General features: G+C 43.5%; 29 protein-coding genes. 9 read left to right on the top strand and 20 right to left on the bottom strand.

Features of this window, described 5'->3' with window-relative positions:
- Window positions 1-597: 597 nt before the first annotated feature.
- From OQJ86_RS17030 to OQJ86_RS17020, 3 genes are all read left to right on the top strand, one after another.
- Window positions 598-1,533, top strand: a complete 936-nt coding sequence (locus tag OQJ86_RS17030; RefSeq protein WP_038877812.1) for a LysR family transcriptional regulator — start codon at window positions 598-600, stop codon at window positions 1,531-1,533.
- Window positions 1,534-1,718: 185 nt separating this feature from the next.
- Window positions 1,719-2,675 (top strand): hypothetical protein, encoded by a 957-nt coding sequence (locus OQJ86_RS17025; RefSeq protein WP_265988571.1) that lies wholly within the window; start codon window positions 1,719-1,721, stop codon window positions 2,673-2,675.
- An 87-nt stretch (window positions 2,676-2,762) separates the two neighbouring features.
- Complete coding sequence (locus OQJ86_RS17020) at window positions 2,763-3,413, top strand: hypothetical protein (RefSeq protein WP_061034497.1); 651 nt, start codon at window positions 2,763-2,765, stop codon at window positions 3,411-3,413.
- A 113-nt stretch (window positions 3,414-3,526) separates the two neighbouring features.
- On the opposite strand, the gene OQJ86_RS17015 is transcribed toward OQJ86_RS17020, so the two are convergent.
- The 5 genes from OQJ86_RS17015 to OQJ86_RS16995 form a co-directional block, all read right to left on the bottom strand.
- Window positions 3,527-3,958 carry a YccF domain-containing protein gene (locus OQJ86_RS17015; RefSeq protein WP_009704819.1) on the bottom strand — a complete coding sequence of 144 codons (432 nt, stop codon included), beginning with the start codon at window positions 3,956-3,958 and terminating at the stop codon, window positions 3,527-3,529.
- A 193-nt stretch (window positions 3,959-4,151) separates the two neighbouring features.
- Complete coding sequence (locus OQJ86_RS17010; protein ID WP_020194086.1) at window positions 4,152-5,366, bottom strand: MFS transporter; 1,215 nt, start codon at window positions 5,364-5,366, stop codon at window positions 4,152-4,154.
- Between the two features lie 12 nt (window positions 5,367-5,378).
- On the bottom strand, window positions 5,379-5,537 hold the full coding sequence (locus OQJ86_RS17005) for a hypothetical protein (RefSeq protein WP_265988567.1): 159 nt from the start codon (window positions 5,535-5,537) through the stop codon (window positions 5,379-5,381).
- A gap of 172 nt (window positions 5,538-5,709) precedes the next feature.
- Window positions 5,710-6,432 (bottom strand): hypothetical protein, encoded by a 723-nt coding sequence (locus OQJ86_RS17000; RefSeq protein ID WP_171374571.1) that lies wholly within the window; start codon window positions 6,430-6,432, stop codon window positions 5,710-5,712.
- Between the two features lie 106 nt (window positions 6,433-6,538).
- Window positions 6,539-7,057, bottom strand: a complete 519-nt coding sequence (locus OQJ86_RS16995; RefSeq protein ID WP_104048349.1) for a cysteine hydrolase family protein — start codon at window positions 7,055-7,057, stop codon at window positions 6,539-6,541.
- Window positions 7,058-7,177: 120 nt separating this feature from the next.
- Between OQJ86_RS16995 and OQJ86_RS16990 the strand changes: the two genes are divergently transcribed.
- Window positions 7,178-8,101: a GlxA family transcriptional regulator gene (locus OQJ86_RS16990; protein WP_265988562.1), complete on the top strand. Its 924-nt coding sequence runs from the start codon at window positions 7,178-7,180 to the stop codon at window positions 8,099-8,101.
- Here the strand turns inward: OQJ86_RS16990 and OQJ86_RS16985 are convergent, their stop codons facing one another.
- The 7 genes from OQJ86_RS16985 to OQJ86_RS26640 all read right to left on the bottom strand — a co-directional run bounded on the left by OQJ86_RS16985 (window position 8,102) and on the right by OQJ86_RS26640 (window position 14,246).
- Complete coding sequence (locus OQJ86_RS16985; RefSeq protein WP_265988560.1) at window positions 8,102-9,034, bottom strand: Gfo/Idh/MocA family protein; 933 nt, start codon at window positions 9,032-9,034, stop codon at window positions 8,102-8,104.
- A gap of 127 nt (window positions 9,035-9,161) precedes the next feature.
- Window positions 9,162-10,814: a phosphoethanolamine transferase gene (locus tag OQJ86_RS16980; RefSeq protein ID WP_265988558.1), complete on the bottom strand. Its 1,653-nt coding sequence runs from the start codon at window positions 10,812-10,814 to the stop codon at window positions 9,162-9,164.
- Between the two features lie 21 nt (window positions 10,815-10,835).
- Complete coding sequence (locus OQJ86_RS16975; protein ID WP_265988556.1) at window positions 10,836-11,192, bottom strand: diacylglycerol kinase; 357 nt, start codon at window positions 11,190-11,192, stop codon at window positions 10,836-10,838.
- A 170-nt stretch (window positions 11,193-11,362) separates the two neighbouring features.
- On the bottom strand, window positions 11,363-11,755 hold the full coding sequence (locus OQJ86_RS16970; protein WP_265988554.1) for a glycine zipper family protein: 393 nt from the start codon (window positions 11,753-11,755) through the stop codon (window positions 11,363-11,365).
- A gap of 133 nt (window positions 11,756-11,888) precedes the next feature.
- Window positions 11,889-13,175, bottom strand: coding sequence for an ATP-binding protein (locus OQJ86_RS16965; protein WP_265988552.1), 1,287 nt, complete (start codon window positions 13,173-13,175; stop codon window positions 11,889-11,891).
- Window positions 13,175-13,888 (bottom strand): response regulator, encoded by a 714-nt coding sequence (locus OQJ86_RS16960; protein ID WP_265988550.1) that lies wholly within the window; start codon window positions 13,886-13,888, stop codon window positions 13,175-13,177. The genes OQJ86_RS16965 and OQJ86_RS16960 overlap by 1 nt, the downstream gene beginning before the upstream one ends.
- A 73-nt stretch (window positions 13,889-13,961) precedes the next feature.
- On the bottom strand, window positions 13,962-14,246 hold the full coding sequence (locus OQJ86_RS26640) for a helix-turn-helix domain-containing protein (RefSeq protein WP_416236457.1): 285 nt from the start codon (window positions 14,244-14,246) through the stop codon (window positions 13,962-13,964).
- Between the two features lie 226 nt (window positions 14,247-14,472).
- On the opposite strand from OQJ86_RS26640, the gene OQJ86_RS16955 reads away from it, so the two are divergent.
- Together OQJ86_RS16955 and OQJ86_RS16950 are read left to right on the top strand one after the other, a co-directional pair.
- Window positions 14,473-15,657 carry a hypothetical protein gene (locus OQJ86_RS16955; protein WP_265988548.1) on the top strand — a complete coding sequence of 395 codons (1,185 nt, stop codon included), beginning with the start codon at window positions 14,473-14,475 and terminating at the stop codon, window positions 15,655-15,657.
- 227 nt (window positions 15,658-15,884) lie between these two features.
- Window positions 15,885-17,120 (top strand): hypothetical protein, encoded by a 1,236-nt coding sequence (locus OQJ86_RS16950; RefSeq protein WP_265988546.1) that lies wholly within the window; start codon window positions 15,885-15,887, stop codon window positions 17,118-17,120.
- 100 nt (window positions 17,121-17,220) lie between these two features.
- Here OQJ86_RS16950 and OQJ86_RS16945 read toward each other — a convergent pair whose 3' ends face one another.
- From OQJ86_RS16945 to OQJ86_RS16935, 3 genes are all read right to left on the bottom strand, one after another.
- Window positions 17,221-18,825, bottom strand: coding sequence for a BCCT family transporter (locus OQJ86_RS16945; protein ID WP_265988544.1), 1,605 nt, complete (start codon window positions 18,823-18,825; stop codon window positions 17,221-17,223).
- A 187-nt stretch (window positions 18,826-19,012) separates the two neighbouring features.
- The gene (locus tag OQJ86_RS16940) at window positions 19,013-20,137 is read right to left on the bottom strand and encodes a mandelate racemase/muconate lactonizing enzyme family protein (RefSeq protein ID WP_045404660.1); all 1,125 of its coding nucleotides are present in this window, start codon (window positions 20,135-20,137) and stop codon (window positions 19,013-19,015) included.
- Between the two features lie 10 nt (window positions 20,138-20,147).
- Window positions 20,148-21,503: an FAD-dependent oxidoreductase gene (locus OQJ86_RS16935; RefSeq protein ID WP_045404659.1), complete on the bottom strand. Its 1,356-nt coding sequence runs from the start codon at window positions 21,501-21,503 to the stop codon at window positions 20,148-20,150.
- Window positions 21,504-21,651: 148 nt separating this feature from the next.
- Here OQJ86_RS16935 and OQJ86_RS16930 point away from each other — a divergent pair, with 148 nt between their 5' ends.
- A complete protein-coding gene (locus OQJ86_RS16930) occupies window positions 21,652-22,305 on the top strand; it encodes a GntR family transcriptional regulator (protein ID WP_265988540.1) in 654 nt (217 codons plus the stop codon).
- Window positions 22,306-22,391: 86 nt separating this feature from the next.
- On the opposite strand, the gene OQJ86_RS16925 is transcribed toward OQJ86_RS16930, so the two are convergent.
- Entirely contained in the window at window positions 22,392-23,111 is a 720-nt protein-coding gene (locus OQJ86_RS16925) for an SDR family oxidoreductase (protein WP_265988538.1), read from the bottom strand.
- A 229-nt stretch (window positions 23,112-23,340) separates the two neighbouring features.
- A complete protein-coding gene (locus tag OQJ86_RS16920) occupies window positions 23,341-23,646 on the bottom strand; it encodes an isoamylase early set domain-containing protein (protein ID WP_009696260.1) in 306 nt (101 codons plus the stop codon).
- Window positions 23,647-23,839: 193 nt separating this feature from the next.
- Between OQJ86_RS16920 and OQJ86_RS16915 the strand changes: the two genes are divergently transcribed.
- Together OQJ86_RS16915 and OQJ86_RS16910 are read left to right on the top strand one after the other, a co-directional pair.
- Window positions 23,840-24,217 carry a hypothetical protein gene (locus OQJ86_RS16915; RefSeq protein WP_265988535.1) on the top strand — a complete coding sequence of 126 codons (378 nt, stop codon included), beginning with the start codon at window positions 23,840-23,842 and terminating at the stop codon, window positions 24,215-24,217.
- 82 nt (window positions 24,218-24,299) lie between these two features.
- Window positions 24,300-24,899 (top strand): thiol:disulfide interchange protein DsbA/DsbL, encoded by a 600-nt coding sequence (locus OQJ86_RS16910; RefSeq protein ID WP_038867316.1) that lies wholly within the window; start codon window positions 24,300-24,302, stop codon window positions 24,897-24,899.
- Between the two features lie 60 nt (window positions 24,900-24,959).
- Here the strand turns inward: OQJ86_RS16910 and OQJ86_RS16905 are convergent, their stop codons facing one another.
- From OQJ86_RS16905 to OQJ86_RS16895, 3 genes are all read right to left on the bottom strand, one after another.
- On the bottom strand, window positions 24,960-25,205 hold the full coding sequence (locus OQJ86_RS16905; RefSeq protein ID WP_005433479.1) for a hypothetical protein: 246 nt from the start codon (window positions 25,203-25,205) through the stop codon (window positions 24,960-24,962).
- Between the two features lie 154 nt (window positions 25,206-25,359).
- Entirely contained in the window at window positions 25,360-25,806 is a 447-nt protein-coding gene (locus tag OQJ86_RS16900; RefSeq protein WP_039974992.1) for a DUF3429 domain-containing protein, read from the bottom strand.
- Between the two features lie 11 nt (window positions 25,807-25,817).
- Window positions 25,818-26,363 (bottom strand): glutathione peroxidase, encoded by a 546-nt coding sequence (locus OQJ86_RS16895; RefSeq protein ID WP_265988532.1) that lies wholly within the window; start codon window positions 26,361-26,363, stop codon window positions 25,818-25,820.
- Window positions 26,364-26,468 lie beyond the last annotated feature (105 nt).

The following is a 26,468-nucleotide window of genomic DNA, read 5'->3' as shown; positions in this document are numbered from 1 at the left end:
AACTGTAACCCATAAACCTTAACCTATCTACATTACTGATTGAACATTGAAAAGCTAAAATCACTTTCAATGAGATATAAAAAATCTTCAAAGTTCACTGCTTTTTATCTTCCTTAATAAACGCTTGAGCAGCTCCTTTATTAGAGAAAGATGGATGCACTTAACAGAAGTTCTCAATCTACAAATTTGGTGTGGGTTATCTCGTTTAATGTACTAGGTTTTTTACTCTACTTTTTGAGAATCAACGCATAAAAGCGAACACTTGATATCCTCACACCTGCATCAAAGAAGTTATCTAGAAACCTGCATCCGAGTTGATACAGGGATGAGCAAAACGACTTATTTCAAAGCCATGTAAAATGATAAATTTGACGAATGTGATAAGCGAAGAATGCCGCAGATTAACGTTTACTGAGAGCAGGGTGTTCATCGGAACGGTGTATTTCGAATTTTATAAACGCCAACTAGATCTCAATCTTTGTTATTTTTTCGTCATAGAGGCGTAGAGAGTGCAAATAATTCATAGGTTGAGATTGGAAAGTGCACAAATCTGTTCTTATGCTGAATAATAACCTCAAGTTATTATCGATGTGGAATATGGCCAAAGATCTTTTCTCTAATCTCGACCTCAATTTGTTGAGGACGTTTATTATCCTCCATCAAGAACGCAATATGCGTAGAGCCGCTGAGCGTTTGTTTGTCTCGCAGCCGGCTGTAAGTAAAGCACTGCAGCGCTTAAGAGACCATTTCGAAGATGAGCTGTTCGTGAAAACCCATCATGGCTTGCGAGCTACCGAGTACGCGAATGATTTAGCGGAAAGCTTAGCGCCGTTACTTGATGAGATATCGATGACGTTAAATGGCTCAAAAGACTTTAACCCATTAGAGATGAACGGGACGGTCAAGATTGCGTTAGCCCCTTTTATCCTTAGTTCCTATGCAAGCGAAATTTTTCAAGCAATCAGACAGGCGGCACCCAATGTGCAAATTCATTTACTGAACTGGTCGCGCTCTACCATGGATGAAATTATTAAGGATGAAGTTCTGCTTGGTGTGAACTACGAAATCAACCACGCTCCCAAAGAGCTCTTGACGAAAGAAATCGTAAAAGATGCGTTTTGTGCTTATGTTCGAAAAGACCACCCCTTGCAAGGTGATCGCCTACGAGTGTCAGATTGCCAGCATCTTGAGTTTGCGACCGTGATTGCCGCTGACTGGAACTCTAATATCTCATTTTCAGAAAAAATAATGAAGATCAAAGGGGTAGAGCCAAACATTGCGTTTCGCTCGGAACTCCCGTCAGCAATTATTGATGTGGTCGCAAATTCAGATATGGTGTTTCCGGCGTCTAAAACCGTGAATGTCGATAAGTTGTATAAGCTCCGTAGGCTTGATATTGAGCTCGATGGTATGGTGATCGAACCGTCTCTGCTGGCTTACTACCACCACAAGAATCGACATAATGAGATGGTGCACTGGTTGCGCAATATTGTAACGGAGATTATTACCGGACACCTAGAGCGAGAGTCGTAACAATAATAACCCTCAGTTATCACGCCTTATACCTCTGTTTATTAATAACCCGCCGTTAAGTGCGGGTTTATTTTAAGCAATTAGTACCAAAAAACACTGTTCAATATACTTCTCTTCATCGGGCAGGGAGTCCACAGAACCTGCAAGAGGCAGCCCTGAATTTCGACAAATTAAGAGAGTAAATCATGAAAGTTAAATTACTGAGTGCAGTTATCGCAGCATCTTTTCTAGCTGGTTGTTCATCATCAAGTTCTTCGGACTCCCCTAGTGAGCCAGCAGGTGTGGCATCGGTACAAACCTTCGAAGGTGAACATTTCGATGGAATGGCAATTCAAGGCGACAATGGTGAGTACAACACAGTCGCAATCCGTGGCGTAGAAGGTAACACCGTATTTAATGTCGGTGGTGAACTGTACTTCACCGACGGTGATGTCGTGAAAGATGCTTCAGGTAATGTGGTTGGTAACATCGAAGTTCGCAATAACGAGTTGGTGTTTGTGAATGACAAGGGTTTCGTGCACTTGAGTGTAGAAGATGGTCGATTGGTGGTGGAAGAAGTGAAACCTAAGATTGAACATCCTATTGAAGAAGATGTAGATCCTGACTTTGGAGGCGGTGTTGTTCCGACATATGGTGTCATCATTGAACTTGAAGGTGCGGCAGTAATCGTTGGTGACAATGGGAATCATGTATTCATCAGTAAAGATGAAACAGACACTGTAAACATTGTTGTTGGTGATTCAGGTGCTTTTTACACCGTTAATGATAGCGAGATTAGAAATGAAGACGGTGACATTGTAGGTCATACATCAAAAGAAGGGGATAACTACATCGTGCGCTTAGAAGATGGCTCAGAGGTGGTATTCCGCAACGAGGATGGTCGTTTATTTGCCGGAGTCACGAACCGTCCAGATATTAGCCACCCAATTGAAGGGGTTCCAATGCATCCGATTGAACTGCCGTCGCCAATTAACCCAATCGAACCAGAAATTAGTCACCCAATCGAAGATGTCACTAATTTGCCTACAAACCAATTAACTAAAGAACAGCATGCAGAGCTGAAACAAAAGGTTCAATCCCTATCACAAGAGCAACGTCAGGAAATAAAAAGAGCGATTCGCGACCGCGTTGAGCGCTCGTAAACCAAATCGCATAAGGGTAAGTAGCAAGGAGCCGCTTGATTTAAGTGGCTCCTTTTTTCTTTTCGAATCTTTCTGATAGGTATTCCAATGAATAAATCTCTGACGCTGCTTTGCGCGCTCTTTGCCGTGCCGTGTTTTTCTGCTGACTACAAAATGCCAGAGTTTGGTTTAGACGTGTCCAATACAGATGATGAATGGATTGTGACTGCATCAGGGTACTTACAAGCAACGGAAGAATGGAACATTTCTGCTGAAGTGGATTCTACGGGGTATTTAGAATTGGGGACGGGATATGGCGTGATGCTCGGACAGTTCTATACAGAAGCATTTGTGAGCTATGGCCGTGCAGATCTGTTCGATGTGTATGATGCGGGCGTATTTACCGGAACCGCATTAGGGGATGATTGGATGGTTTTCGCCAACAGCTCTCATGAGTGGAGAACCAGCTCAATCGGTAAGTCATTCCCATTATTGGAAAAGACAGAAAGAGAGTGGAAAAACACCGTTGGTGCAAGCTATACACCGATTGATTTTATCCGGCTTGGTTATTCGTATAACTACGATAAAAAACTCACAGAAGGCGGTCATCGAACCAATCACGAAGTACGTATTACTTTAAAACCAAAATGGGTAGAGCCTTATGTGAAGTACACATTTGGTGAGCATCGAGTTTCGCCGGGCTCGACCAAGATAAGTGAAGAGAACAGCGTAGAACTAGGTATTAATTTTAACTTTTAACTAAGGTGGGAGTATGAACTTTCAATCAATTATTCTTGAGTATGCAGTGGCGATTATGGGCTTACTTTTGACAGGAATAACCCTCTAAGCAGGATGCTCAGAGGGCGACAAAATTAACGGTTGATGTTGTAGCGAGCCATTGCCGCTTCTTCTGTTGTCACGACTGTTTTACCAATCGGAGCCAGAGAGATAACCGCCAGTTTCAGGTGTTGAAGTGCGAACGGAATACCAATGATGGTTACGAAGCATGCTACGGCAGAAAGTATATGACCGATTGCCAACCAAATACCTGCAAATACAAACCAAATCACGTTACCAATCACGCCAAGCGGGCTAGTACCGATGTCCATTTCATTGGTCAGTTCATCTCGTGAAACCGCTTCTTTGCCGAATGGGAAGAACGAGAAGTTACCCATCACGAAACAAGCGCGTCCCCATGGAATGCCGATGATGCTGATGAAAGCCAGTAGTCCGAAGAACCACCATAGCAAACCCATGAATACGCCACCGAATACAAACCAGATGATGTTGCCGAGTGTTCTCATTTAAAACCCTTTTTGATTTATAGCGTTGTGTTAAGTATGTCACACGAATCTTAACAGAGGATGAATGGACGCACTTTATCTTAAATAAGCAATCATTGATGAGAATGCCTATTCGATTGAGGGAATACAGAAAGCTTGTTGCAGGGAGAAAAGAGAAAAGGCTCCCAACGACAACGTTAAGAGCCTTCTTAGATTACGCGGTTGCCAAGTTCAAACGTGGTACCGGTTTGTCATTGATCGGCAGGTGAATAAGAGCCGCGATAAATGCCAACACAACCGTTGACCACCAGATTGGATCGTAAGAGCCGTAGTAATCGTAAATGCGACCACCAACCCAAGCCCCCAAGAAGCTGCCTACTTGGTGAGTGAAGAATACTAAGCCGTACAAGGTTGAAAGGTAACGAGCACCAAAAATCTGGCGTACTAAGCCTGAAGTCAGTGGCACCGTGCCTAACCAACAGAAGCCGATAGCACCACCAAAGATGGCTGCAGTGTGTTCGGTGACAGGTAAAGTCACAAAAGCACCAATCACCACCGTGCGCATCAAGTACAGGGCAGACATAACGTGACGCTTGTTAAAGCGATCAGCCATCACACCCCAGAAGTAAGAGCCAAAGATGTTGAAGATGCCAACATACGCCAGTGCCATCGCTGCTGTCGAAGCCGGTAAATCTTTATCTGCCAAGTAGCTTGGTAAATGAGTGGCGATAAACATGACATGGAAGCCACACACGAAGAAACCGGCGTGGATCAACCAGTAACCTTTGTGTGCGAAAGCTTCTTTTAACGCTTCTTTCAGAGTTTGCGTATCTTCTTGAGCATTTGCTGCGTTGTTGGCTTGTGGTTTTGCTGTTCTCATGAACAACGCAAACATCACCATAAAGCTACACAACACGGCAAACACCTGAAGCGCACCTTGCCAACCAAAGTCACTTAATAACGCTTGTGCACCGGGGATCATCGCAAACATGCCGAATGAGCCTGCTGCTGTTGTTAAACCAAATGCTTTTGCCGCGTGTTGGGCTGGGACAACTTTCGCCACTGCGCCTAGTACGATCACATAACTGGTCGCGCTTAAGCCGAAGCCAACTAGCACACCCAGCGACAAATACATCATGGTTGGTTCAACTGCGATAGAAGTCAGGTAGAGACCCAAAGCGTAAGAAATGGCACCTAAAATGATAATACGCTTCGCGCCCCAACGGTCTGACGCCATACCAACAAACGGTTGGAATACACCAAACAACAGGTTTTGTAAGGCAATAGCAAAGCTAAAGAACTCACGGCCCGTTTGGAAGTGGTCTGAAATTGGCATCATGAAAATGCCGAACGATTGTCTGATCCCTAGACAGATAATCAAAATCCCTATTCCAAGCCAAACAAGAATTGGAAATCGGAAAATACTCATAATTTGCTCTTATTAATGATGATGATGATGGTGGTGATGAGAGTGATCCTGGTGTTCATCGTCGCCAGTGGTTTGATGGCAACCGCTGTTGATGGCTTGCTCTGCTAATATTTCCAATAACTTAGGTGAGTTATGGACGATGATTAACGACAGGCCCAACATGACGGACATTCTCAGCACCTGAGCGAAAATGGTTTGAGAAAAAAGCATGCATTGTGCGCTCAAGTAGAAAAAAGAGCGCGAAGTGTAGAGATAAGTCTGTGATGACACAAATGATAAAAAGTGAAGTAAGGTATGCGTTTTATGCATACCTTATTGAGTGTCCAAAATACCAACAATTGGCTTAAAAAACAGGGTCTAAAACAGACAGTACTCGACAGTTGCCCAATGGATCCAATATCACCATGATGGCTCTGGTTTCGGTAGAAATACTGCACGTGTCTATTACCGTTGTAGTGCCTGTTTCTCTGATTTCAATCGGAACATTTGCGCTATTCGCACCCACGATGATCTGGCTCGACAAGGTTCTTTTGCTCAGATTAAAGATCCGTTGGGACCCATCCACCCAAACATCACTGTTGATACCGCCTTGTAGTTGGCTAGCATCCATAACGAATACAGAGACTTGAGTATTGGTTGTGCTGCTCGTGTCGGGCTTGTCTTGGAAGACGAGGTCATAAAAACCTGTGTTAGCGTCACCAAAAGCAAAGATCACTTGAGGATTAGAGACAGCAATTGAACGTGTCTCACTGACTAAGGTTTGCTGGCTATTGGTTTCAATCAAATCAAACGTGATATCAAAAGTACTGGCGTTTTCTTGAATCAACAGCAAGCCTGTTTCTGTCGCACCATAAAGTGGCAGATTGGAATAAATATCTTCTTGCAGACTGCCATAATTGGCTTGAACACTGATATCTGAAACACCGCTCGGGTTTTGGTTGACGAAGTTAACGGTCTGAAAGTTGAGAGCTCTTACCGCAATCTCTGGATCTGAGGAGTCGCTCCCTCCACAGCCGGAGAGTGCGCTCGATAAGGTGATAATTGATAAAACTGACATCCACTTCATAGTGCTGTCCCTTTAGAGTTAATTAGAGTCAGTGCCAACCAACAGGACCCGACGCGTGGCGCATCGGGTCATTCTAATTAAGACAGTATAGTGGATGCTCGCAGGCTTACAGTTTTTGTTCTGCCGTTACTAGTGGGACGCGAGTTGATACAGCGTGCAGTGCGATGTTGTGGATCATTTCATCGACCGTTGTACAGCAGTCCATAAGAATCGATACATCGTATTTTTCTGCCGCTTTAGAAATCGCAGTATGAGTGACACAGTTTTGCGTCATCATGCCACTGACTAATAGCTCTGTTACCCCGTTTTTTTGGAGTACTTCTTCAAGGTTTGTTTGTTCAAAGCCGTCCGCAAAGTGTTTGATAACCACATCGGCATTTGGTGCTAGCGCGAAGATCTCAGGGTGAATGTCAGCGCCTTCAGAACCTTCATTAAAGAAAGGCGCTATGCCCATTGCTGGGTCGGCGATGTGCTGAATATGAATGACAGGAATATTTTTCTCATTCGCTTTAGCAATGGCGCTCTTGATGTTGTTTAGTGTTGATTCTGTATTCCATAGAGGAAACTTACCGTTAGGGAAGTAGTCGTTTTGTAGATCGATAACAAGAAGTGCTGCTTGGCTCATGGTGTTTTCCTTTTGTTTTCAGTGGATGTGCTGCTTTGGTATGGGAGCTATTATGCGTGCTTTCTTTTGTCTTGCTTAGTGTCTAAAATGACAAAAAATAGGTCAAAAACGACAATCGGAATGAACAAGATAAACATTGCTATTGTGAACTATCCGGGGGCTTCAAAAGCGTCAGTCTATGGCTTGCAGGAGCTGTTTGAGATGGCAAACCGCGCTTCGATTGAGCTGGATGTTGAATGCCGCTTTCATGCAGATATCATTGATTGGAAAGAAGGCGTTATTCGAGCCGATGAGTTCACGGTCGTCATACTGCCGCCAAGCGGTGCGGAGCAATATTACCTTTCGCCAAGTGAGGCGTTAACGTCTTGGTTGTTTGAGCAGCACAAAGCCGGTGCGGTGGTTGCGTCTGCATGTGCAGGCGCGTTTGTTCTCGCTCACGCTGATTTGTTGAATAACAAAGCGTGCACAACACACTGGGGGCTGGCAGGGTTATTCCGAGATAGGTTTCCTAACGTGACGCTTAAGCCCGAGTCCATCCTTATCAACGAGGGCAGCATCATTACCGCTGGTGGCATGATGTCTTGGCTTGATTTGGGGTTGGAGTTGGTTTCTCAGCTAAGTACACCAGCAGTGATGCGTTTGTTGGGAAAGATGCTGGTGGTCGATACTGGTGCCAGAGAGCAACGTTTTTATCAGCAATTCACACCTAACTTTCAACATGGTGATAGTGCCGTTCTTAGTGCCCAGCACTACATGGCTGATCATTTCTCACATGTGATTTCAAACCAAGAACTATCGGAGATCAGTTGTTTAACGGAGCGCACGCTTCAGAGACGTTTCCAAAAAGCGACAGGTTTGAACTTGAATCAGTACCTGCAGCATCTTCGTGTGCAAAAGGCGTGTGATTTATTAGAGTCGAGTAACTTAGCCTTTGAAGTCATCGCATATCAAGTTGGGTATCAAGACGCGAGCGCGTTTCGCAAAGTGTTTATCAAAACCATGGGATTGGCTCCCAAAGCGTTCCGCGCTCGTTTTAGTGCTTAATTATCGACGCACCGACTGTTCAATGTGCTGACAAATCGCTTCGGCAAGTTGGTGGCTAGCGATATTGCGCGCTACGATTTCAGAAGCGATTTTGCCGGACTGGATAACTTCAAACCAATCCAACAGCATTGAGTGGAAGCCTTTACTGGTCAGCATTGGTGTCCAATCTTTTAAGCCCAATTTCTGCTCCTGATTGTCTTGCCACAGCTTCCCTTCAACAAACGAATCAAACTCCATTGCTTTGTTTGAATAGCAGGCTTGGACACGTTCTGTGGTGATCCCAAAATGGCGGTTCATGGATGCGTGAAGCAGTGTCTCACCATGCTGCCATTGAATATCTAAACGAGCCAGTTGGTCACCATCCATTTGATGTGTAATGTAAACGTCTTTCAGATCTGCTCTGGCCGTGATGTTCACGCTATCAAGAGGGTGGATAAAATCATCAAAAATGAAGGTACGGATATTCCCCGGTAATTGATGACGGTTTTTCTCCCAACGCAGAGATTTCAAGCCTGAAAGTTCGCCTTTCTGGATGTTCGGCATATTTTGATTGTAGAGCGGAATATGACGGCGATTGAAGCCAACATACAGAGGCTGTTTCACGCGTTCTGCCAGTTCATATAGCTTTTCTACTTCAGCAGCGCTGTCTGCCAAAGGCTTATCAACGAATGTCGGGATGCCTTGTTCTAAAAAGAAAGACGCGATTTGAGAGTGAACGCTAGTAGCGGCGTGAATCATGACCGCATCTACGCCCATGCCAACCAGTTGCTGATAGTCTTGGCAGGTTTCTGCGATTCGATACTGTTGAGCGAGTGCGTTGAGTGCGTTTGCATTGCGGGTACAAAATACCAACTCAACATTTGGAAGCTGAGTGATAACAGGAAGGTAAGCTTTTTGAGCAATGTCGCCCAAGCCAATGATGCCAATTTTCATTTGGTTCTACTTTGTTTGTTAGCAAGACCAATATTATAACTGGAACAAGAACGATTTTTGGGAGTGAAATGCCATAAAAAAGCCTGACTCACGTTAATGTGTCAGGCTTTTAGGTATTTGTTTTCGACTAAGACGTTCTGCAAGTCTTAAAGATATCTAAGGCGCCGTCGTAAGCATTGGTTTCTACATCCATAATGCCCAACAAGGAGTGGAAGACATTATCGTGTGAGTGCGTTGCGGTTTGCTGCGCTTCTTGTTCCAAGCAATCGGTGTTGATATGTTTGGCTTGTTTAAAGCCTGGTGACATCCAAAGCATCATAGGAACGCGCTTTTGGAAATCCGGTGCTAAACCATAAGGCATACCATGTAAGAACAACCCGTTTTCGCCCAGAGACTCGCCGTGGTCAGAGACGTAGACCATCGCCGTGTTGTATTTATCTTCCAACGTTTTCAGTTTCGCAATGGTTTGATCCAAGACGAAGTCTGTATAGCGGATCGTGTTGTCATAAGAGTTAACAATTTGCTCCACACTGCAGTTTTCAATATCTGCGCGAGGGCAGTCTGGTTGGAAAAACGCTTTGTCTTTCGGGTAGCGTTGAAAGTAAGTCGGACCATGGCTGCCAATCAGGTGAAGCGCCACAACTCGGTTACCTTTCATGCTCGCGATTTGGTCGTCCAAATTGTCTAGCAACGCCATGTCGTAGCAAGTATTGCCATTACAAAGCGTGTTTTGTTTGCCGCGTGCGACATCCATCTTATTGATCTTATGAGCAACGCCCTTGTCGCCACCATCATTGTCTTTCCACATTAAATCAATACCAGCGCGCTGCATGATGTCCAACGCGTTATCTTGGTTGTCTGCTTTACTGCGATCGAAGTCGTGGCGTGGTAATTGAGAGAACATACAGGGCACAGAGACAGCCGTTGCTGTACCACAGGAAGAAACGTCTTGGAACGAGATGACGTTTAACTTGCTGGTGTATGGGTTGGTCTGTCGTTCATAGCCGTTGATTTGATAATTCTGAGTTCGTGCCGTTTCACCTAATACAAAGACAAGCAGCGTCGGCTTCTCTTTTGCTTGCTCTAGTGCAAGGTGGGATTGTTTCGCATCCGTACCAATCTCACGATAGGGCTCTGGCGTCGTTAAGTAGTTTTCTTTTACATAGCTAGAGATCGCGTACACGTATTGAGTCGGGATGATGACTTTTTTTAGGTAACTATTGTTGCGACCAACCGACGCATAGTCTTGATAATAAAGCCCTGCGATGATTGCGATAACAACCAGCGATGCCAGCATAGATACTATTTTGGTTAGCGCAAAGCGAAGCCATTGATCTTTGAGTGGTTTGAACTTCAGTTTGAAAACAAGTAAAGCGGGGATGACACCCATGATGACAGTCCAAATGACCGAATAGGTACTCAGGTAAGAGCTGGCTTCACTGGTGTCTGTCTCTACGATATTGGTGATCATGTCTGTGTCAAACAAGGTGCCGTAGTTGTAGCTTGCGTAACTCACCATGCCCGACGTGATAAGCAGGAAAATGAAGAATGGCTTGCCGATCCAGGGCCAACTGAACAGGTTAAATAAGAAGTTCAGCGCAGCAAAGAAGAAGATAGGAATCGTTATGATGAAACCTATTTTAACTTGATCCAATCCTGAAAAAATATGAACGAGCTCTTTGTAGATAGGAATATTCACTACGAGAGCGAAATACAATGCAAGCAAAAGCGTGAAGGTAATATAAGAGATACCTTTAGCTGGGGATTCAATTGTCTTCATAAGTGACATTCTTCGGTTGGTCTAAAGTAAAATCGACGCCCAAACAAAAAGGGCGAGAAAAAGCGCAACAAAAACTGCTGCGGAGCCAATGTCTTTGGCTCTTCCACTGAGTTCATGCCAGTCATCGCTGACACGATCGACAACCGCTTCGATGGCGGAATTAATCAATTCAACAATCACGACCAACAGAAGGCTGCTGATCATCATGATGCGTTCTAAGGTGGTGACAGGAAGCAAGAATGCGCAGATAGAAAGTACGAGAGTGAGTACTAGTTCCTGTCTGAAAGCGGCTTCATGAGTCCATGCTGCTTTCAATCCTTGAAGTGAATAGCCGGTTGCGTCCAATATCCGGCGAATGTCTGTTTTACCTGGTTTCAAAATGAGGGCCTTATACGACTAAGCCAAAAAAAGAGAGGGCAATGAGGGATCAAGCCCCCTAAAGAAAAGGCATCTAATTACGCTTGGAGAGTAGAATAGTGATCGTGAAACATTTGTGAAATTCACAGCTATAAACTCAATTATTTATGCAATTGATGAGAATTTATACTTTATGATTCAAGGTCGTATACTGTGTAGCCTTTGTTCGCTAGGCATTTACGAAGAACCAATGCTTGAGTTTTGGTTGAATCATTAACACCACCAACAGCACCGGCGCCTGCTCCGACAGCTGTGCCCGCACCCGCACCCACAGCAGCCCCGCCGATGCCATCTTCTAATGCGCCAGCAACGGCACTGACCAATGCTCCAGTAACGGCTCCATTTTGTGCTTCCGTTTTAGCGGCTTTACCTTTATCTACTTTTTCTGCGTAACCTTGGCAGTAAGTAAAATCTTGTTCGTATTGAGCGTGATCGACGTTCGTCATATCGACAACAGGTTGTTGGTTGTAAGCACAAGCAGCAAGTGTGGAAGAAAGGGTGACGAGAAGAAGAGGTTTATACATTGCGTTGATCCATTATTGCCGTGAATTCATGGATTAAATGTACGCTGTTTTATTGTGGTGCTCTGTCAGCCAATTGTATTGAAGTGTCGCCTTTTGTAATGGTGTTTACGGGAATATTGATAAGTTTATGAATTTATTTGGGAAAGCAGACCGTAAAACACGCACCGCCATAAGGACTGTGTGAAACTGACACTTCACCTCTTTGGAGTTCGACAATCTGTTTGACAATAGCAAGCCCCAAACCGAAGCCACTGGTGCTCTTGTTACGTGATTTGTCAGCACTATAAAACGCGTCAAACAAATGAGGCCAGTCTTTCTCTTCGACACCACAGCCGTCGTCGTGTATGCGAATACAAGACTTCTCAGGCGTCTCTACAATCTCTAGCACGATTTGGTTTTGTGCATAACGCATTGCATTGCGAAGTAGGTTATCTAAGGCACGTTTAAGCAGTTTCGGGTCAGCATCAATGACCGTCTGCTGAGAACTTGTGTCGTCAATCGAGATTGAAAGTTGGGTGTCACGTTGCCACTTGGGTAAAAACGATTGAGCAAAGCTTGATAAGGCGATAGAGGAAGTTTGAATCTCGGCATTTGGTCGCTCCATTTTGGCATAGTAGAGGAGTTCTTCGACCATATTTTCCATTTCATCAATGTCTTCTACGATGCTCTTGATGTATTTCTCTTGTTGTTTGTTAAGTGTCGAGTCAGCTAAGAGATCCGCTTGCCATTGTAGTCGGAAAATCGGTGTACGTAGTTCATGCGCGACAGCATTGGTAAGCATCTTGTTGGTCGTGATCAGGCGAGACACTTTCTCTGCCATATGGTTAAAGCTTTTGTTCAGAGTACCCACGGATTTGGCACTAGACGTATCGGCTCGAGCATTAAAATCACCAGAGGCAAAATCTACAGTGACCTTCTCAAGTGCTCGAACACGGCGGCTTAGGAACCAAATCAATAAGACACAGTAAAGAGCGAAACCAGCTAGAAAGAAAAGCCAAACAATGTTGTCATCAAAGTTAATGGCTTGAATGATAGGGCTGTTGGGGTTCTCGCTCAGTTTAAAAATTGGGGACCCCGGCTCAAAGCGAAACCATAAATCTCTCTCATCATCGAAGCCCGTATTAACGAAAGGATCTTCATCAAAGACTTTCTCAACTTCAGGAGGGAGGCTCGTCATTTCTTGCGCTATCAACAACATGTGGCTTGATGTCGCAAACTTCTCTAGCTGCTGAATGGTGTAATCTTCCCCTTTATCTTGGTAAATAGGGTAGATCAATTCATGGAAAGCTTGTGCCTCGTGCTCTTCAAGTAAGTAGTCATAGTCCGTATTTAATTGATAAACAATGACTTCATATCCAACCAAACTGGCGACGAAAAGAATGATCAGACCTAAAAAACTTTCCAGATAAATTCGTTTCATTACGCGTTCCAAGCATCAGGCATAAATAGGTAGCCTTTACCACGGACAGTAATGATTTTTTGTGGGGGAGTTGTGCTATCGCTAAGCTTTTTCCTTAACGTTACAATTCGGTTGTCAATCGTACGGTCAGTGCCATCGTATTCGATTCCACGCAACGTTTTGGTAAGCCACTCGCGAGAAAGGGTTTGTTCAGGATGGCTAGCGAGTACCCAAAGTAAATCGAATTCACCATCGGTGAGTGCAATCGGCTCATGATTTAGATTACAAGCTTTGCGTAATCGGTTTAGGCATAACACACCGATTTCAAGGCAGGTATCGGAGTCTGAAGCTGTGGTTTCCTTGCGGCGTAACAACATACGAATACGAGCAAGCAGAACACGCGGTTTAATCGGCTTAGTTACGAAATCATCGGCACCAATTTCAAGCGCAGCAACATGGTCAAAATCATCATCACTGGCAGTAAGCATCAGCACTTTGCCTTTGTAGCATTCACGGATCTGGCGGCAAACACTCAATCCATCTTGCCCAGGTAACATCAAATCTAAAAGAACGAGATCTGGCTGGCGTTCAAGAATTGCCTCGGGTGCGTCGGTCCCATTGTCTATGCAGCTAACTTCGAAGCCTTGTCCTTCAAAGTATTCGCTTAGCATAGCCTGCAATTTAGGGTCGTCTTCCACGATGATAAGGGATTGCTTAGTGTCTAGTACGTTCATAGCAGTGATGGTTTTGTAGGAATTATCCCTGAAACTTAAACAAATTTGTCAGTGATTTCAATTTTAAACGTACCTAAGGTAATGGTCTTTGATGATTGTCCGTGTCGTTTTTCGTGGATAAATGAATGTTAATGTTTAACGCAATGCACATGCGCAGGAAGGTGTCGAGTCTTGGGGTTACTTTAAAATTTTCAATTTTGCTGATGTGACTGGCGGAAGTGTCGCAAAAAGAAGCTAAATCTTCTTGGCTCATTTTTATTCGATTTCTTTTTATTTTGAGTTCATTGACTAAGTTATTTGTACAAAAGGATGATTGAGCACCTAGTGTCGAAAGTTCATCTAATTTAAAGGTGTGCATTATTTATTCGATATTAAATAAGGTGCTTCTATTTAAAAACACCAATAATTTATCGTCTATTTATATGTTCTTTATGATAAGTATTTATGAGACGGTAAGTCTTATAATTAAAATTATATATTGATATTGTCAAATAAGATGATTAAAAGCTTGAAGTCAGTCCTTCTCATTGTTTAAAAAATTGGTGAGTATCTCTAATTCTCACTGTTAACATAAGAGATACACCATGGCATTATTTGAGTTTTCAAACATAAAAAATAAGCGCATAGCTCCTTTGCTTTTATCCCCTTTTTTGTCATTACAAGTTTCTGCTTCGGTTGATACCATTGAAATACCGACATTATTCCAAAGTGGTTTAGTGGAGGTAGGGCAAAAAATGACAGGTAGCATTAACGGCAGTATGGGCCTAAACCTTTATTCAAAATCTGGAGAAAGAAACAACTATTATTGGGTCGATGCTGTAAGCAAAGAAAAACTGGCCTCCGGAATTTTGTACTCCCTCCAAGCAGAAGACGCAGGTAAGCAAATTTCGCTATGTTTGGATTCGCTTTGTTCGTCGCCTGTTTATGTGAATACATCGACTCGACTCAGAGCTGCCAATGACCTTATAGACTATCAAGACTGGTGGTCTGTAAGCCAAACTGTTCAAGATAATGTTGTACTGAGTGCAGATAGCGATATCGGCATTACAGTGGATTTTTCATATATCGGACCTACTGGGGATGACGAAGAAGGTTCAAAAGTTGGTGTTGGCTTATGGTTGAGTCTGATACAAGATAAAGTTGATAACAAAGTTATAGCAACTCAGGTAAGTGAGGGCACCAATACTCCGGATCTAAGTGGGAAAAAGGTAGACGTTCAAGCATATTACGAATTGAGGAACCTTAATTTGGCTGCAGTAAATGTAGTAGAGATATGTGAGGATGTTTACTTTGATGTAGGTAACACAACTTGGAATGCGTGTACTACTAGGATTGTTGCGGAATCTGATTGCGATCCTTATTGCCGCCCGCCTACTAAACAGCAGTTTGATGTTCTTTTCCCTTCGACATCGTTCAAACATGAAGAAGATGTTTGGAATGCAGATAAAACTGCGAAAAAAACTTACACAGCAGCCCCGTCTTTTGAAGGAGATGAGCATCTTCTAAATTCATATTGTAAAGCACTAGGTGGCAAGATAAGTGCACTTTCTGCGGCCGATATGCAAACCCTTGTCAATGAAGATATGGATGAGATTGATGCGACTTGGCCTGGAGAAACAGGGTACTGGTCAAGCAATCACATCGAATCCGGTTTCGCTGTCACTGGTGGCTGGGGAGAAGTCACTATGCTAAGTGATGATCTTTCCGTTCAAAAAGCACCTCGCTCTTTCTATAAAGGATATTATATCTGTAAGAAAAATACGGATTAATATTTATTGTTAGCACTATTGCTTTATTTTTACAAGAAATGCTAGCAATAGTTTGTTCTATTTAATAAGTGTTGGTTAGCGAGATGTTTTACTTTTTAAATTCTTGCTAACCAATTTTAATTTGTTTCATTTAACATAGGAAATTGAGCTTCTTAATTATAACTCATCAGAAGATTTAAAAACCTATTACTTAATGAAATAAGGTAACGAACAAACGGAAAGGTATTATGAAAAAGTTTTCATTTATTTTGTTTTATATATTAGTGGGTTCAATACCCCAGAAAGCACTATCCGGAACGTCAGCATCAGCGCTAGACAATTTAGGTAATCTAGAAATAGTCTCCGAAAGCTTCTCTATAACGCGACAAAGCATGGGTACATCTGGGCAGTATGTACTTTTTTCCTATGTTGATGGTGAGTTGGCGACGAACTTTGATAAACAAGGGAACTCTCAAGATATCTACTGGCAAGCTGAGAATGGTGTCAAACTGAGTAGCAAAGTTTACTTAACCAGTAACACTATTGAAACCAATAAAGTACGATTTTGTATTGATAACAACTTGAAGGTTCAGTGTTCTGAGTATGTGAGCAGTCCTGTAAGTACTAGACAGATCATTGAGAATACAGGCGGTATTGAAATCGATTTTGTTGACAGTGATAACCTTATGGTGGGTGTACAACCAGAGTCCTACTCTCAGTCTATTGATGGGGCGGGAGTGTTTTCGTTCATTTACCAAGAGCACTTGGATCAAAATGAACGCGTACTGGACAATACGATTAGTTATTTTGTCGATGAACAAACATTGATAGGCAAAGCTGTTACTAACGAAACAAGCTCTATTAAAGCTTGTGCTGTGGGTGGTTTTTCAATTGGTAATCCGACTCTTGTAAGTGATTGTTCTCCTTCGTATCAAGTTGATGATGGGGTAGGTGAGACAGCCTTGTGTCTTTACGAGCATGCACACTATAAAGGGCGAAGTCTTTGCTACTCCACCAAAGATATAAACAAACCTTTGAAACTTCCTGCTGACTTTAACGACATCACGTCATCTTTCACTATTCGTAATGGGTATCGTGTGACTTTAGTTTCTGACTATGAATTTGGTCGAAAAACTAAATATAGGACTTATTACAAGGATGAAAGATTTGTTAAGTATCTGAATGATAAGACATCTCTGATATTGATTGAACCTGATGATAGTCTTGCCTGTTTTTACGAAAATGATGACTTTACAGGTAAGCGTTTATGCGTTGCACCAAAGAAAGCGGTATACGACTTGAGTGATAATTACATCTACACGTTTTCCGCGATGACAATATCTCCACGTCTAACTCGTGGCTACAAAATCAAGTTGGGTAAAAAACGCGGTAAACACCATTACTATGGTTGTTACCGATGGACACGAATCTGGCATTCTTCAAGTCACTACAATGATAAAGCTGCAAGGATCTGGGTGAAGTAGTCGGAATTCATCCACAATGTGAAAACACATTTCAGGACGGGTCAGTCAAAACAAAAAAGCTCCGAGATTACTCGGAGCTTTTTTAATTGCCTAAAGGTGACTAACTAGCCTGTGGAGCAGGTTGCTGGTTGGTAACCTCGGTTTGTTCTTGTTGTACTTCCTTGGCAAGGATTTCATCTTGTTTGCGTTGATGCTCCATAATTTGTTCGTAGTTTTGCTTAAGGTATTGGAGTGTTTTAACCGCCGCGATGAAGAACACTGGCACGATCAATACGATGATCAGTACAGGGAACGCTTTAAGGATATTCAAGTCAGCATTAATCAGTAAGAAGATGATTGGTAGTGCTGTTAGCAATAAGCACCAGAACAGACGAAACATTGGGTTTACGTTTGCTTCTTCATCTAGCTGTTTAGTTGCGATGCCTGCTAGTGAATACGAGGTGCCATCTAGTGTTGTTACTGTAAACAGAATCATCGTGACTAGGTAGATAGCAGTTAGCAACATTGGAATAGATGTTGAGTCAAATACTTGCTTCACCAACTCAGTTGGCTGACCTTCTCCAATCAGTTTGACACCATCAACGACGCCGTTGTTTACAAGATCCATTGAGAAGGTGCCACATACACCGAAGATAACCGCAGAGCCCATTGTGCCGCCAATCACTAGGATTAGAACCACGTCTTTTAGCTTCTGACCTTGGATGATCTTAGTGATGAAGACACCTACACCCGGTGAGTAAGAAATCCAGTTCGCTAGGAAAAATACCGTCCAGTATTGAGGGAACAACGTTGTGCCATATGGATCTGTGTTGGTGCTCATGCGGATGTATTCAGTCAACATGATACCAATGCCATTGGTTAAGTTGTTCATGATCAGAGCTGATGGCCCGATGATGAAGATGATACCAACAAACGCTGCACAGATATAAATGGTTGCACTAGATAGGCGGGCCATGCCTTTCTCAATGCCGATGTAAGAGCTGAGAGAGAAGATCACTGACAATCCAAGGATAACGCCAATACCCAACATTAAATTGTCTGGAATGCCTGTTAAGCTCGCTAGGTTAGAGGAAATCATCGGGATGCCCAAACCTAATGTTAATGCGGTTGCGGCAAGCGTGGTGATGATGAACAGTAGGTCAATAAACTTCTGAGCCCAAACTGGAAGGCGATCATTAAAAAGTGAGTTGATAACACCACTTAGGCTCATGCGTCGGCTTTTCTTTAGGTAGAATACGACGGCGAATGGGATGGCTACAATGAGGTAGATAAACCAGCCTGCAGCGGCCCAGTGGAACATGTTGTAAGCCGTAGCGTATTCCATTGCCATGGCCTTATCTGTAATACCGAACTGAGGGTCCATGAAGTAGTATACCGCTTCAATAAAGCCCCAGTACATGGTGCTTGCGCCCATGCCCGCAGACAATGCCATTGCGAACAGTTGGAATTTCGTAAACTTAGGTTTGGTGTCGCCCATACGAATATCGCCATATTTAGAAAAGGCGAGGAACAATAGGGCACCTGTTGCGAAAAGTGTGTACCAAAGGAAGCCAGAACCGAAGTTAATGACGGTAAAATCTAGCATGCCGCTCATGGTGCTTTTTACGGCTTCTGGGTATACCACTGCAAGAATACCTAGAAGCAGTACAAATCCAAAACTGCCAAAAGTAAGTTTCCAGTCGATTTCTGAAGTATTCAATTTCATTGTGACTTTCCAATATTGTCTATTAATGAGAATACTCGGACGGCCTTGTTTATTGTCACTGACACTCAGGGCGTCTGCCTTTCTCCCGTTCCCATACGAGTAATTAGAAAGGCAGACAGTGTAGGGTTAGAGGGATGTCAGTCTTTTGCTGTCTCTGTATTAATTGTTTTTGTCTTGAAGCTGCGGTTTATTCGAACACGTACGATGCCACAGACATTTCTTTCACTTTGTCCCAATCCATTTCAACACCTAAGCCGTTGCCTTCAGGAGCACGGACATAACCTTCTTTGTCGGTGCGGATAACGGTTTTCGACGCTAGCTCAAAGTCTTCGTAAGGGTAGAATTGTTCAAAGAATTTACAGTTGTTATGCGCAAGAGCGACGTGCAGGTTTGCGGCTTGCGTTAGCGTGTAACCCATTGATTGGATCTCTAGGTTCTTAGAGAAGCCCTCTGCAATGTGGAAGCATTTGTTTAGAGGCGTAATACCACCACAAACCGTCGCGTCTTGGCGAATGTCAGACCACATCTCTTGTGATAAGGCATAGGTCACTTCTTGCAGTGTTAACAAGCAGTTACCATGGCTAGAAATCTCAAGGTCGGTATTTTTAACTAGGCGTTTATAAGTGTTGTAGTCGTAATCAGAAACCGGTGCTTCTAACCACTCCCAGTGGTAGCTTTCTAGACGTTTTGCCATTGCCATTGCTTGTTCTGGCGTGTAGAAGGTTGCCGTATCAAGCATGAATCGAATGCCAGTTTTCCCGTAACGAGCCTGAACTGCGTCAACAAGGGCAACGTCCTTTTCGTACACGCAGTAGCAGTGAAGCTTGATTGCTTTAAAGCCGTGTGCAATACAGTCGTCTAGGTACGGGAAGTACTCATCTACGGTGTCGAACATTGGCGTCGATGCATAAGACAACATTTTGTTTCGAGCGCCACCTAAAAGCATGTAAAGAGGCATGCCCGCTTTTTTGCCTTTGATGTCCCATGCTGCGATATCAATTGGCGCTTTAGCTGGCAGACCACCCCAAGTACAACGCGCCATTAACCAGTTGTAGAGCTCTTGAGTTGCCAATGGATTTTTACCCAGTAAACCTGGAACTATGGTGCGTTGAGATTCGATAATGCAACGGTCAAAATCATTCTCTGTATAGCTGATTGTTGCGCCTAACCCCTCTGTACCATCGTTACAAATTAGACGGACGATGTTATTGGTGTATAACAAAGGTTCTTGGTTATCTGCCCATGGTACAGGTGCTGCATCGCGGTCTGCTACAGCGTAAAGTTCTACACGTTCAATTTTTAGATCGGTCATTTTTCAGTCCTTACAGGCGTGAGCCATTTTTAATCATGGTGGCGCGAATCTCCGCGACATTTAGGTCACGAATCGCCGTATTTGTATCAATCGCTTGTGCAGCAGCAATGCCCGCTGCATGACCAAGCTCAAAGCATTGCGCGGTGACGCGAGCAGAAGCAAGGGCTTCGTGTTCGGCGCTCAAGCATCGACCAGCAACAATGATATTTTCACCAACCACTGGCACTAGCGTGTGGAATGGGATGTCGTAGTAATCGTTAATTAGCCAGTGCAGTTTTGGTTTGTCGCCGGAGTGCAATTCGATAGGCCAAGGGGTACGGCAAATACCGTCTTCACGCTTGCGACAGTTAACAACGTCTTCATTAGTTAGCGTTTCGATACCAACAATAGAACGCGTTTGACGAATGCCGACTTCTACACCGGTGTCGACAACGAATGCCTGTTCACAACCAGGAACAAAGTTATTCAAGAAACGGGCGTATTCACGAACTTGGCGACGACCGAACACTTCGGCTTCTGTGAAATCTTCAGGATCAATGACGTTCAGCATGCGTCCATCTTGACCTGCAAGGCGTGTCGCATTAACCATCAGCTCATTCGCGCGTGTGGTCGGAAAAATCCAAATCTTATGACGTGGCAACTGGTATTCACCGCTCTGGTTGGCTGCAAGAATATTTTCGGTGACTTTTGGAGGGCAGATCGTGTCGTTGCCGTAGTAGTCGAGATAAGTGTCCATATCGACACCGCCAAAACGGAAGAACATGGTTGGGTTTTGAATACGACCATTGTCGCCAAAGTAATAATCCATACCCGCACGAGCTACCACAGCAGCATCACCAGAAGCGTCGATGATCTGTTGACTTAAGATGATACTTTGACCTGCGTTTGATTCGATGATCACGCCTTTAAATGCATCGCCTTCCATGATCACGCCAGTGACTGACGTATGGAATAGAGTTTTGACATTTGCTTGCTCTAGGAAATCATCTGCTACTTCACGCCACATCAAAGGATCGTGAGTCACTGTGTACGTTTTACCGTAACGCTGTGGAGCAGTGACGCCACCTTTGTTTTCTAATGCTTGACGAAAACGTTCTGTAAAACCGAATACCACTTGTTCTGGTTGTGCATTTTCATCATCTGATGCCATGTACATACCGCAGATAGTGCCAGATAAGCCCGCGACGGCAGCACCACCGCAAAAACCGTATTTCTCAATCAGCCAAGTGTTCTTACCTAGACGACCTGCCGTTTCAGCTGCGGCAACACCAGCAGGACCTCCGCCAATGACTAACACTTCCACTTCAGCCAAAACAGGTAGGTTCGGAGTGTGTTCATAACGACGGATAATGTTCCAAGATTTCATTCTTACCTCACTAATAGATGACTGATGTTCATTTGATATATCAATTGTATGTTTTTAATATATTCGGATTTCTTTTTTTGGTACAATGGCAAAACTTCTTATCGTGAGATTGCTCACTAAAAGATTGATCAATGGAATAGGAACGAGAATGACCGTAAATTCAGTCAATAAGACAGAAGTTGCATACAGCAAACTTGAAAAAATGATCATCTTCCGCGAATTAGAACCAGGGAGTATGGTCAGTGAAAAGCAGTTGGCAGAAGAGTTAGAGCTTGGGCGAACACCAGTTCGAGAAGCGTTACAAAGATTGGCTTATGAATGTATGGTTGAGATCCACCCGCGACGTGGAATTCAAATCCCAGCAATCTCTGTCGAGAGTCAACTAAAGATCCTAGAAGTCCGTCGCGACATTGAAGCTTTATGTGTCAACTACGCTGCCTCGCGAGCAAGTGTTAAAGAGAAACAGCAGATGTTAATGTTGGCAGAGCAGTTAGAAGCTTGTGCAGAAAGCCAAGATGATCTGCTTTACGCGTCTTTACTTAAAGAAATCCATACCTTGCTCGTCAAAGCTGCATGTAATGAGTATCTACAGTTAGCAATGGCACCACTACAAGGTTTATCCCGCCGCTTTTGGTTTGCATTTAAAAACCAAGACTCAGATTTGGTTGAAGCATCTTCTCTTCATGCTGCAGTTTTACGTGCTGTCAGCCATACTGATGGCGAGGAAGCGGTCGCGGCATCACATCGTCTCAATGACTACCTAACTGATGTGGCTTATCGAACGATTAAACCGAGGAAATAATGCCGTTTTGGGTCCGTTTGATTACAGCAACAAAAAAAGCGGCTTTGAAGCCGCTTTTGAATTTCTTTGTCTTAGAATCGCAGAGATTAAGGTTGTTGCTTAGTTGGTGCTAGTGCAATTTCACGGATACAAACGTTTTGTGGTTGTTGGTAAGCAAACAGAACTGCACGTGCGATGTCATCAGCAGCTAGCACGCCGCCCATGTCTTCTTTCCACGCACCGTAGCCATCTTTGATTTCTTGCGATGTAGTGTGAGAAAGGAGTTCAGTTTCTACAGCGCCTGGTGCGATTGTTGTTACGCGAACGTTTGATGTAGCCACTTCTTCACGAACGTTTTCAGAGATAGCGTGAACTGCGAATTTAGTACCACAGTAAGCCGCGTGATCTGGGAACGTCTTTTTACCTGCGATTGAGCTGATGTTGATGATAGTACCGCTGTTACGTGCTTTCATTGGTGCTAGCACAGACTGCATGCCGTTTAGCAAACCAAGTACGTTCACGTCGAACATACGTTTCCACTCTGATGCATCTTGTGTGTCAATTTGACCAAGTAGCATCACGCCTGCGTTGTTTACTAGTGCGTCAGCAGGGCCAAATTTCTCTTCTGCTTTAGCAATTGCCGCTTCAAACGAAGCTTTTTCAGTAACGTCTACTTTTTCACATAGCGTGTTTGGCAGGTTTAGTGCTTCTAAGCGCTCTACACGGCGAGCAAGAAGAAGAAGTGGGTGACCTTCATCGCTTAGACGGCGTGCGATAGCTTCACCAATACCAGAACTTGCACCTGTGATTACAATCAGTTTTTTCATCTTTTGTTTCCTTCATCTCTTCTTTTGAGAATAGTTTTTGTATGAGAGCAGCTTTTAGTCAAGAACACCTGTTTCGCTGCGATGTGGGTATATTAAGGAAATGGTGTTTGTTGATATATATCGCTTTAGGTAAAACACTGTTGCTATATAACAACAATTCGCGGTAACTTTATGAAAATTAGGCAATAAAAAAGGCGCACTAGTGCACCTTAGTTTATGTATTTAGTGATTAAGCTGGCTGCTCTTGGGTACAAACGACGCTATTGTCGCTACCAAAGCCATTTGGGACGTATGCGTCTGCTTGTGGATCGTTTTCCCACTCGGCTTCGTTAAATAGGTAACGGAACTGGATATTCTGTTCCTTCGGCAAGCGCGTTTTAAATTTAAATTGGCCACTTTTCTTCACGAGCTTCATTGGTTCCGGTTGCCAGTTGTTAAAATCGCCTGCAATTTGAATCGACTCCCACTGGTTTTTGTCTAGCTCGAACGTGACTTCGACTTCATCTTTTGTTTTAAAGAATCTCTTTTTAAGCATTAATCTTTCCTTGTTTGTACAAAAACTGATCTAACTATTACTCAGGTTTCATAGTGATTTCAAGTGTTATCGGCATTGCAGTCGGTATCGAGTGTCAGAATCGTCTTGTTTGTGAACCTAGCATTAAGTGATTGGCTTGTATGAAAAGAAGGATTCTGTATGATGAAGATTCACCGTATTTTGAAGAAGTTATATGCTGAGTTTTAACCGTACATTTATGACGACAATGCTCTGTCTATTAGCCATGTTGCTAACGGGCGTTGCGTCAAGTGTACGTGCGGCTACGGCACAGATTGAACATCATACGTTACAAACGGCTTCTGATGACTTTCATCATCCATTAGGTACTGAACGAACGGATTGTGTTGAGTCTCATCAAGATGTGCATGTCTTAGAGAAAGGACAGCAACCACATACCAGTTGTACCTCTTCATGCCTCGTTAAAATTCCCACGAACCTTTTGCAAGATGAACAGATACAACTCCCTCATTGTCTTGCTTTGATCGACAAAGCGCTCACACCGAAAGCGGTGCTCGTTATTTATAAGCCTTACCGTCCTCCAATTGTTTGATTCCCGCCTCAATCATTGACCAGCCCAACTGGCGTTTTATTTATTAATGAGAATGGCACTGGTGTGCCTAAAGGAATCAAACATGAAAAAGCTACTCGCGCTATGCAGCACCCTTTTATTGGCATTTACTGCCCACGCAGCACAATTTGAAGAAGGTAAGCACTACAAGGTCTTAGATGTAGACAAGGCCAGCAAACCGACAGTAACGGAATTCTTCTCTTTTTATTGCCCCCATTGTTACAAGTTTGAAGCAGTGATTGACAACATGAAGCCAGCATTACCGAAAGATGCAAGTTTTGAGAAAGTTCATGTTGCTTTTATGGGCAGCGATATGGCCGTTCCAATGGCTAAGTCATACGCAACAATGGTGTCTTTGGGCGTAGAGAAGACGATGGTACCGGCGATGTTTGCTCAAATTCATCAAAAGCGCCAAGCGCCAAAAGATGAAGCTGAACTCAAGCAGATTTTCGTTGATAACGGCGTCGATGCGAAGAAGTTTGATGCGGCTTACAACAGCTTTGCCGTTAACTCAATGCAGAAGGGCTTTGATAAGCAGTTCAAACAAAGCACATTAACGGGTGTTCCAGGTGTATTGGTCAACGATAAGTACATCGTTATCCCTAATGAGATTCGTACTTATGATGAATACAACGAGTTAGTGAATTACCTACTGACACTATAGTTTTTGAGAAAAATAAAAATGGCGACCATCGAGGTCGCCGTTTTTTGTGTTCATTTTGCGTTAGCGAAGCACAGCCGTACAAGCTGCGGTTGGCATATCAGTCATAAAGATCGCATTTGGATAAAACAAGCTAGCAACAGTGACGGCAACGTTACAAGGCTGAGCGATGGTGGTTTTCACTACGTTGTTAAGAACCACTCCGGTGGTATTCACCGTATTGACCGCAGCCTGTTGTGCTTGATAAGACACACAACCTGCTGTTGCATTGATAACTGCGGTACTAAAAAGAAGTTTACGAAAAAACATATTCATATCCTTTGTGAATGCTTTTGAGATACTTATATGACCATCCATTCATAATTAAAACAAAACGGTGTTCAAAATTACGCACACTTCACGAAATGAACATTGTTTTATATAACTTGATGAGTTTTGTGATCTGGTAGGTGGACAGACCAGTTTAAGCAATTAAAACCAACCCATGCATTAGTACCACACCTGTCGTGAGCTTGCCTCGCATCATCTGATACCCTTTTGGCTCCGCCTCTTTTTCTACTCTTCGAATCAGCTTTTCTGCGTACCAAACGGCAATGTAGCCAGCTGCCAATAACAGAGTCGCGGTGACATAATGCTTGTTACCTTGCAGCAATGCTCCCCAAGCAAGCAATACGAATAAGTTACTTAGCACCAAGGCATTTCGACTCAATCGATGGTAGAAATGATCAATGGCGTTGCCCCAAAGTACCCCGGAAAGAAAACTCAAAATCACCGCACTGTAAGCAATAAAAAACTGCTCCCCAGATAAGTTAAACAAAGTCCTTTCTGTAACGATGAGAACTAAGCTGAACAGAAAGGGCAGCAGTCCTAAATAACCCAATTGCAGCATTGTCGTACGTGTGGTCGTCATAGCAGCCTTCCTTACAGTTGCTGTTCAATCATGTTAGTAAGCGTAGTACTTGTTGGAGAGGTTGAACTTGGGAAGGTCGCAACGACTTTACCTTCTTTGTCGATCAAGAACTTGTAGAAGTTCCATTTCGGAGTAATGCCCGCTTGAGTACTGATCTCGGCAAATACTGGGTTTGCATCCTCGCCAAGAACAGAGGTTCGCGCCATCATAGGGAAGGTAACACCGTAGTCGAGATAGCAAATTTTAGCGGTTTTTTCTTCACTGCCACGGTCTTGACGAAAGTCGTTACTTGGAAAGCCCACAACGGCAAAGTTTTGGTCTTTGTAAGTTTGATGCAACTGCTCTAATTGCTCGAATTGAGGGGTAAAGCCACACTGGCTTGCGGTGTTCACGACCAGTAGCGTTTTGCCTTTGAAGGCGTCACAAAGCTCTATTTCTTCCGTTGAATTGAGAAGCCTTTGCTTTCCTCGCAAGATATCTGGACAGCTCGATGCAAAAGCCAAACAGCTAGTGGAGAGTAGTGTTGCGGTAAGTGCGCTGCGAGTGATTCCCTTCATGGTGTTGATTCCTTTTGTTTTTACTAAGTAACCTGAACTCGGGATAAAAAAATAGAAGTGAACTAAAAGCTGGTTCTGCGATCAGATCTTTCAACCAAGAGAGAA

Source organism: Vibrio sp. Sgm 5 (assembly GCF_026241575.1).
In the GTDB taxonomy this organism is placed as follows: Bacteria; Pseudomonadota; Gammaproteobacteria; order Enterobacterales; family Vibrionaceae; genus Vibrio; species Vibrio jasicida.
This window is presented reverse-complemented; position numbering and strand designations above follow the sequence as displayed.

What these genes read in the sequence shown, in the direction of transcription:
- OQJ86_RS16985 (WP_265988560.1), bottom strand. Translation starts at nt 9,034, where the DNA reads ATGAAAATTGGCATCATTGGCTTGGGCGACATTGCTCAAAAAGCTTAC.
- OQJ86_RS16995 (WP_104048349.1), bottom strand. Translation starts at nt 7,057, where the DNA reads ATGAGCCAAGCAGCACTTCTTGTTATCGATCTACAAAACGACTACTTC.
- OQJ86_RS17005 (WP_265988567.1), bottom strand. Translation starts at nt 5,537, where the DNA reads ATGTCCGTCATGTTGGGCCTGTCGTTAATCATCGTCCATAACTCACCT.
- OQJ86_RS16895 (WP_265988532.1), bottom strand. Translation starts at nt 26,363, where the DNA reads ATGAAGGGAATCACTCGCAGCGCACTTACCGCAACACTACTCTCCACT.
- OQJ86_RS16910 (WP_038867316.1), top strand. Translation starts at nt 24,300, where the DNA reads ATGAAAAAGCTACTCGCGCTATGCAGCACCCTTTTATTGGCATTTACT.
- OQJ86_RS16940 (WP_045404660.1), bottom strand. Translation starts at nt 20,137, where the DNA reads ATGACCGATCTAAAAATTGAACGTGTAGAACTTTACGCTGTAGCAGAC.
- OQJ86_RS16990 (WP_265988562.1), top strand. Translation starts at nt 7,178, where the DNA reads ATGAACAAGATAAACATTGCTATTGTGAACTATCCGGGGGCTTCAAAA.
- OQJ86_RS16930 (WP_265988540.1), top strand. Translation starts at nt 21,652, where the DNA reads ATGACCGTAAATTCAGTCAATAAGACAGAAGTTGCATACAGCAAACTT.
- OQJ86_RS17015 (WP_009704819.1), bottom strand. Translation starts at nt 3,958, where the DNA reads ATGAGAACACTCGGCAACATCATCTGGTTTGTATTCGGTGGCGTATTC.
- OQJ86_RS16935 (WP_045404659.1), bottom strand. Translation starts at nt 21,503, where the DNA reads ATGAAATCTTGGAACATTATCCGTCGTTATGAACACACTCCGAACCTA.
- OQJ86_RS17030 (WP_038877812.1), top strand. Translation starts at nt 598, where the DNA reads ATGGCCAAAGATCTTTTCTCTAATCTCGACCTCAATTTGTTGAGGACG.
- OQJ86_RS17020 (WP_061034497.1), top strand. Translation starts at nt 2,763, where the DNA reads ATGAATAAATCTCTGACGCTGCTTTGCGCGCTCTTTGCCGTGCCGTGT.
- OQJ86_RS16945 (WP_265988544.1), bottom strand. Translation starts at nt 18,825, where the DNA reads ATGAAATTGAATACTTCAGAAATCGACTGGAAACTTACTTTTGGCAGT.
- OQJ86_RS16925 (WP_265988538.1), bottom strand. Translation starts at nt 23,111, where the DNA reads ATGAAAAAACTGATTGTAATCACAGGTGCAAGTTCTGGTATTGGTGAA.
- OQJ86_RS17000 (WP_171374571.1), bottom strand. Translation starts at nt 6,432, where the DNA reads ATGAAGTGGATGTCAGTTTTATCAATTATCACCTTATCGAGCGCACTC.
- OQJ86_RS16970 (WP_265988554.1), bottom strand. Translation starts at nt 11,755, where the DNA reads ATGTATAAACCTCTTCTTCTCGTCACCCTTTCTTCCACACTTGCTGCT.
- OQJ86_RS16915 (WP_265988535.1), top strand. Translation starts at nt 23,840, where the DNA reads ATGCTGAGTTTTAACCGTACATTTATGACGACAATGCTCTGTCTATTA.
- OQJ86_RS17010 (WP_020194086.1), bottom strand. Translation starts at nt 5,366, where the DNA reads ATGAGTATTTTCCGATTTCCAATTCTTGTTTGGCTTGGAATAGGGATT.
- OQJ86_RS16980 (WP_265988558.1), bottom strand. Translation starts at nt 10,814, where the DNA reads ATGAAGACAATTGAATCCCCAGCTAAAGGTATCTCTTATATTACCTTC.
- OQJ86_RS16955 (WP_265988548.1), top strand. Translation starts at nt 14,473, where the DNA reads ATGGCATTATTTGAGTTTTCAAACATAAAAAATAAGCGCATAGCTCCT.
- OQJ86_RS16960 (WP_265988550.1), bottom strand. Translation starts at nt 13,888, where the DNA reads ATGAACGTACTAGACACTAAGCAATCCCTTATCATCGTGGAAGACGAC.
- OQJ86_RS16900 (WP_039974992.1), bottom strand. Translation starts at nt 25,806, where the DNA reads ATGACGACCACACGTACGACAATGCTGCAATTGGGTTATTTAGGACTG.
- OQJ86_RS26640 (WP_416236457.1), bottom strand. Translation starts at nt 14,246, where the DNA reads ATGCACACCTTTAAATTAGATGAACTTTCGACACTAGGTGCTCAATCA.
- OQJ86_RS17025 (WP_265988571.1), top strand. Translation starts at nt 1,719, where the DNA reads ATGAAAGTTAAATTACTGAGTGCAGTTATCGCAGCATCTTTTCTAGCT.
- OQJ86_RS16920 (WP_009696260.1), bottom strand. Translation starts at nt 23,646, where the DNA reads ATGCTTAAAAAGAGATTCTTTAAAACAAAAGATGAAGTCGAAGTCACG.
- OQJ86_RS16965 (WP_265988552.1), bottom strand. Translation starts at nt 13,175, where the DNA reads ATGAAACGAATTTATCTGGAAAGTTTTTTAGGTCTGATCATTCTTTTC.
- OQJ86_RS16950 (WP_265988546.1), top strand. Translation starts at nt 15,885, where the DNA reads ATGAAAAAGTTTTCATTTATTTTGTTTTATATATTAGTGGGTTCAATA.
- OQJ86_RS16905 (WP_005433479.1), bottom strand. Translation starts at nt 25,205, where the DNA reads ATGTTTTTTCGTAAACTTCTTTTTAGTACCGCAGTTATCAATGCAACA.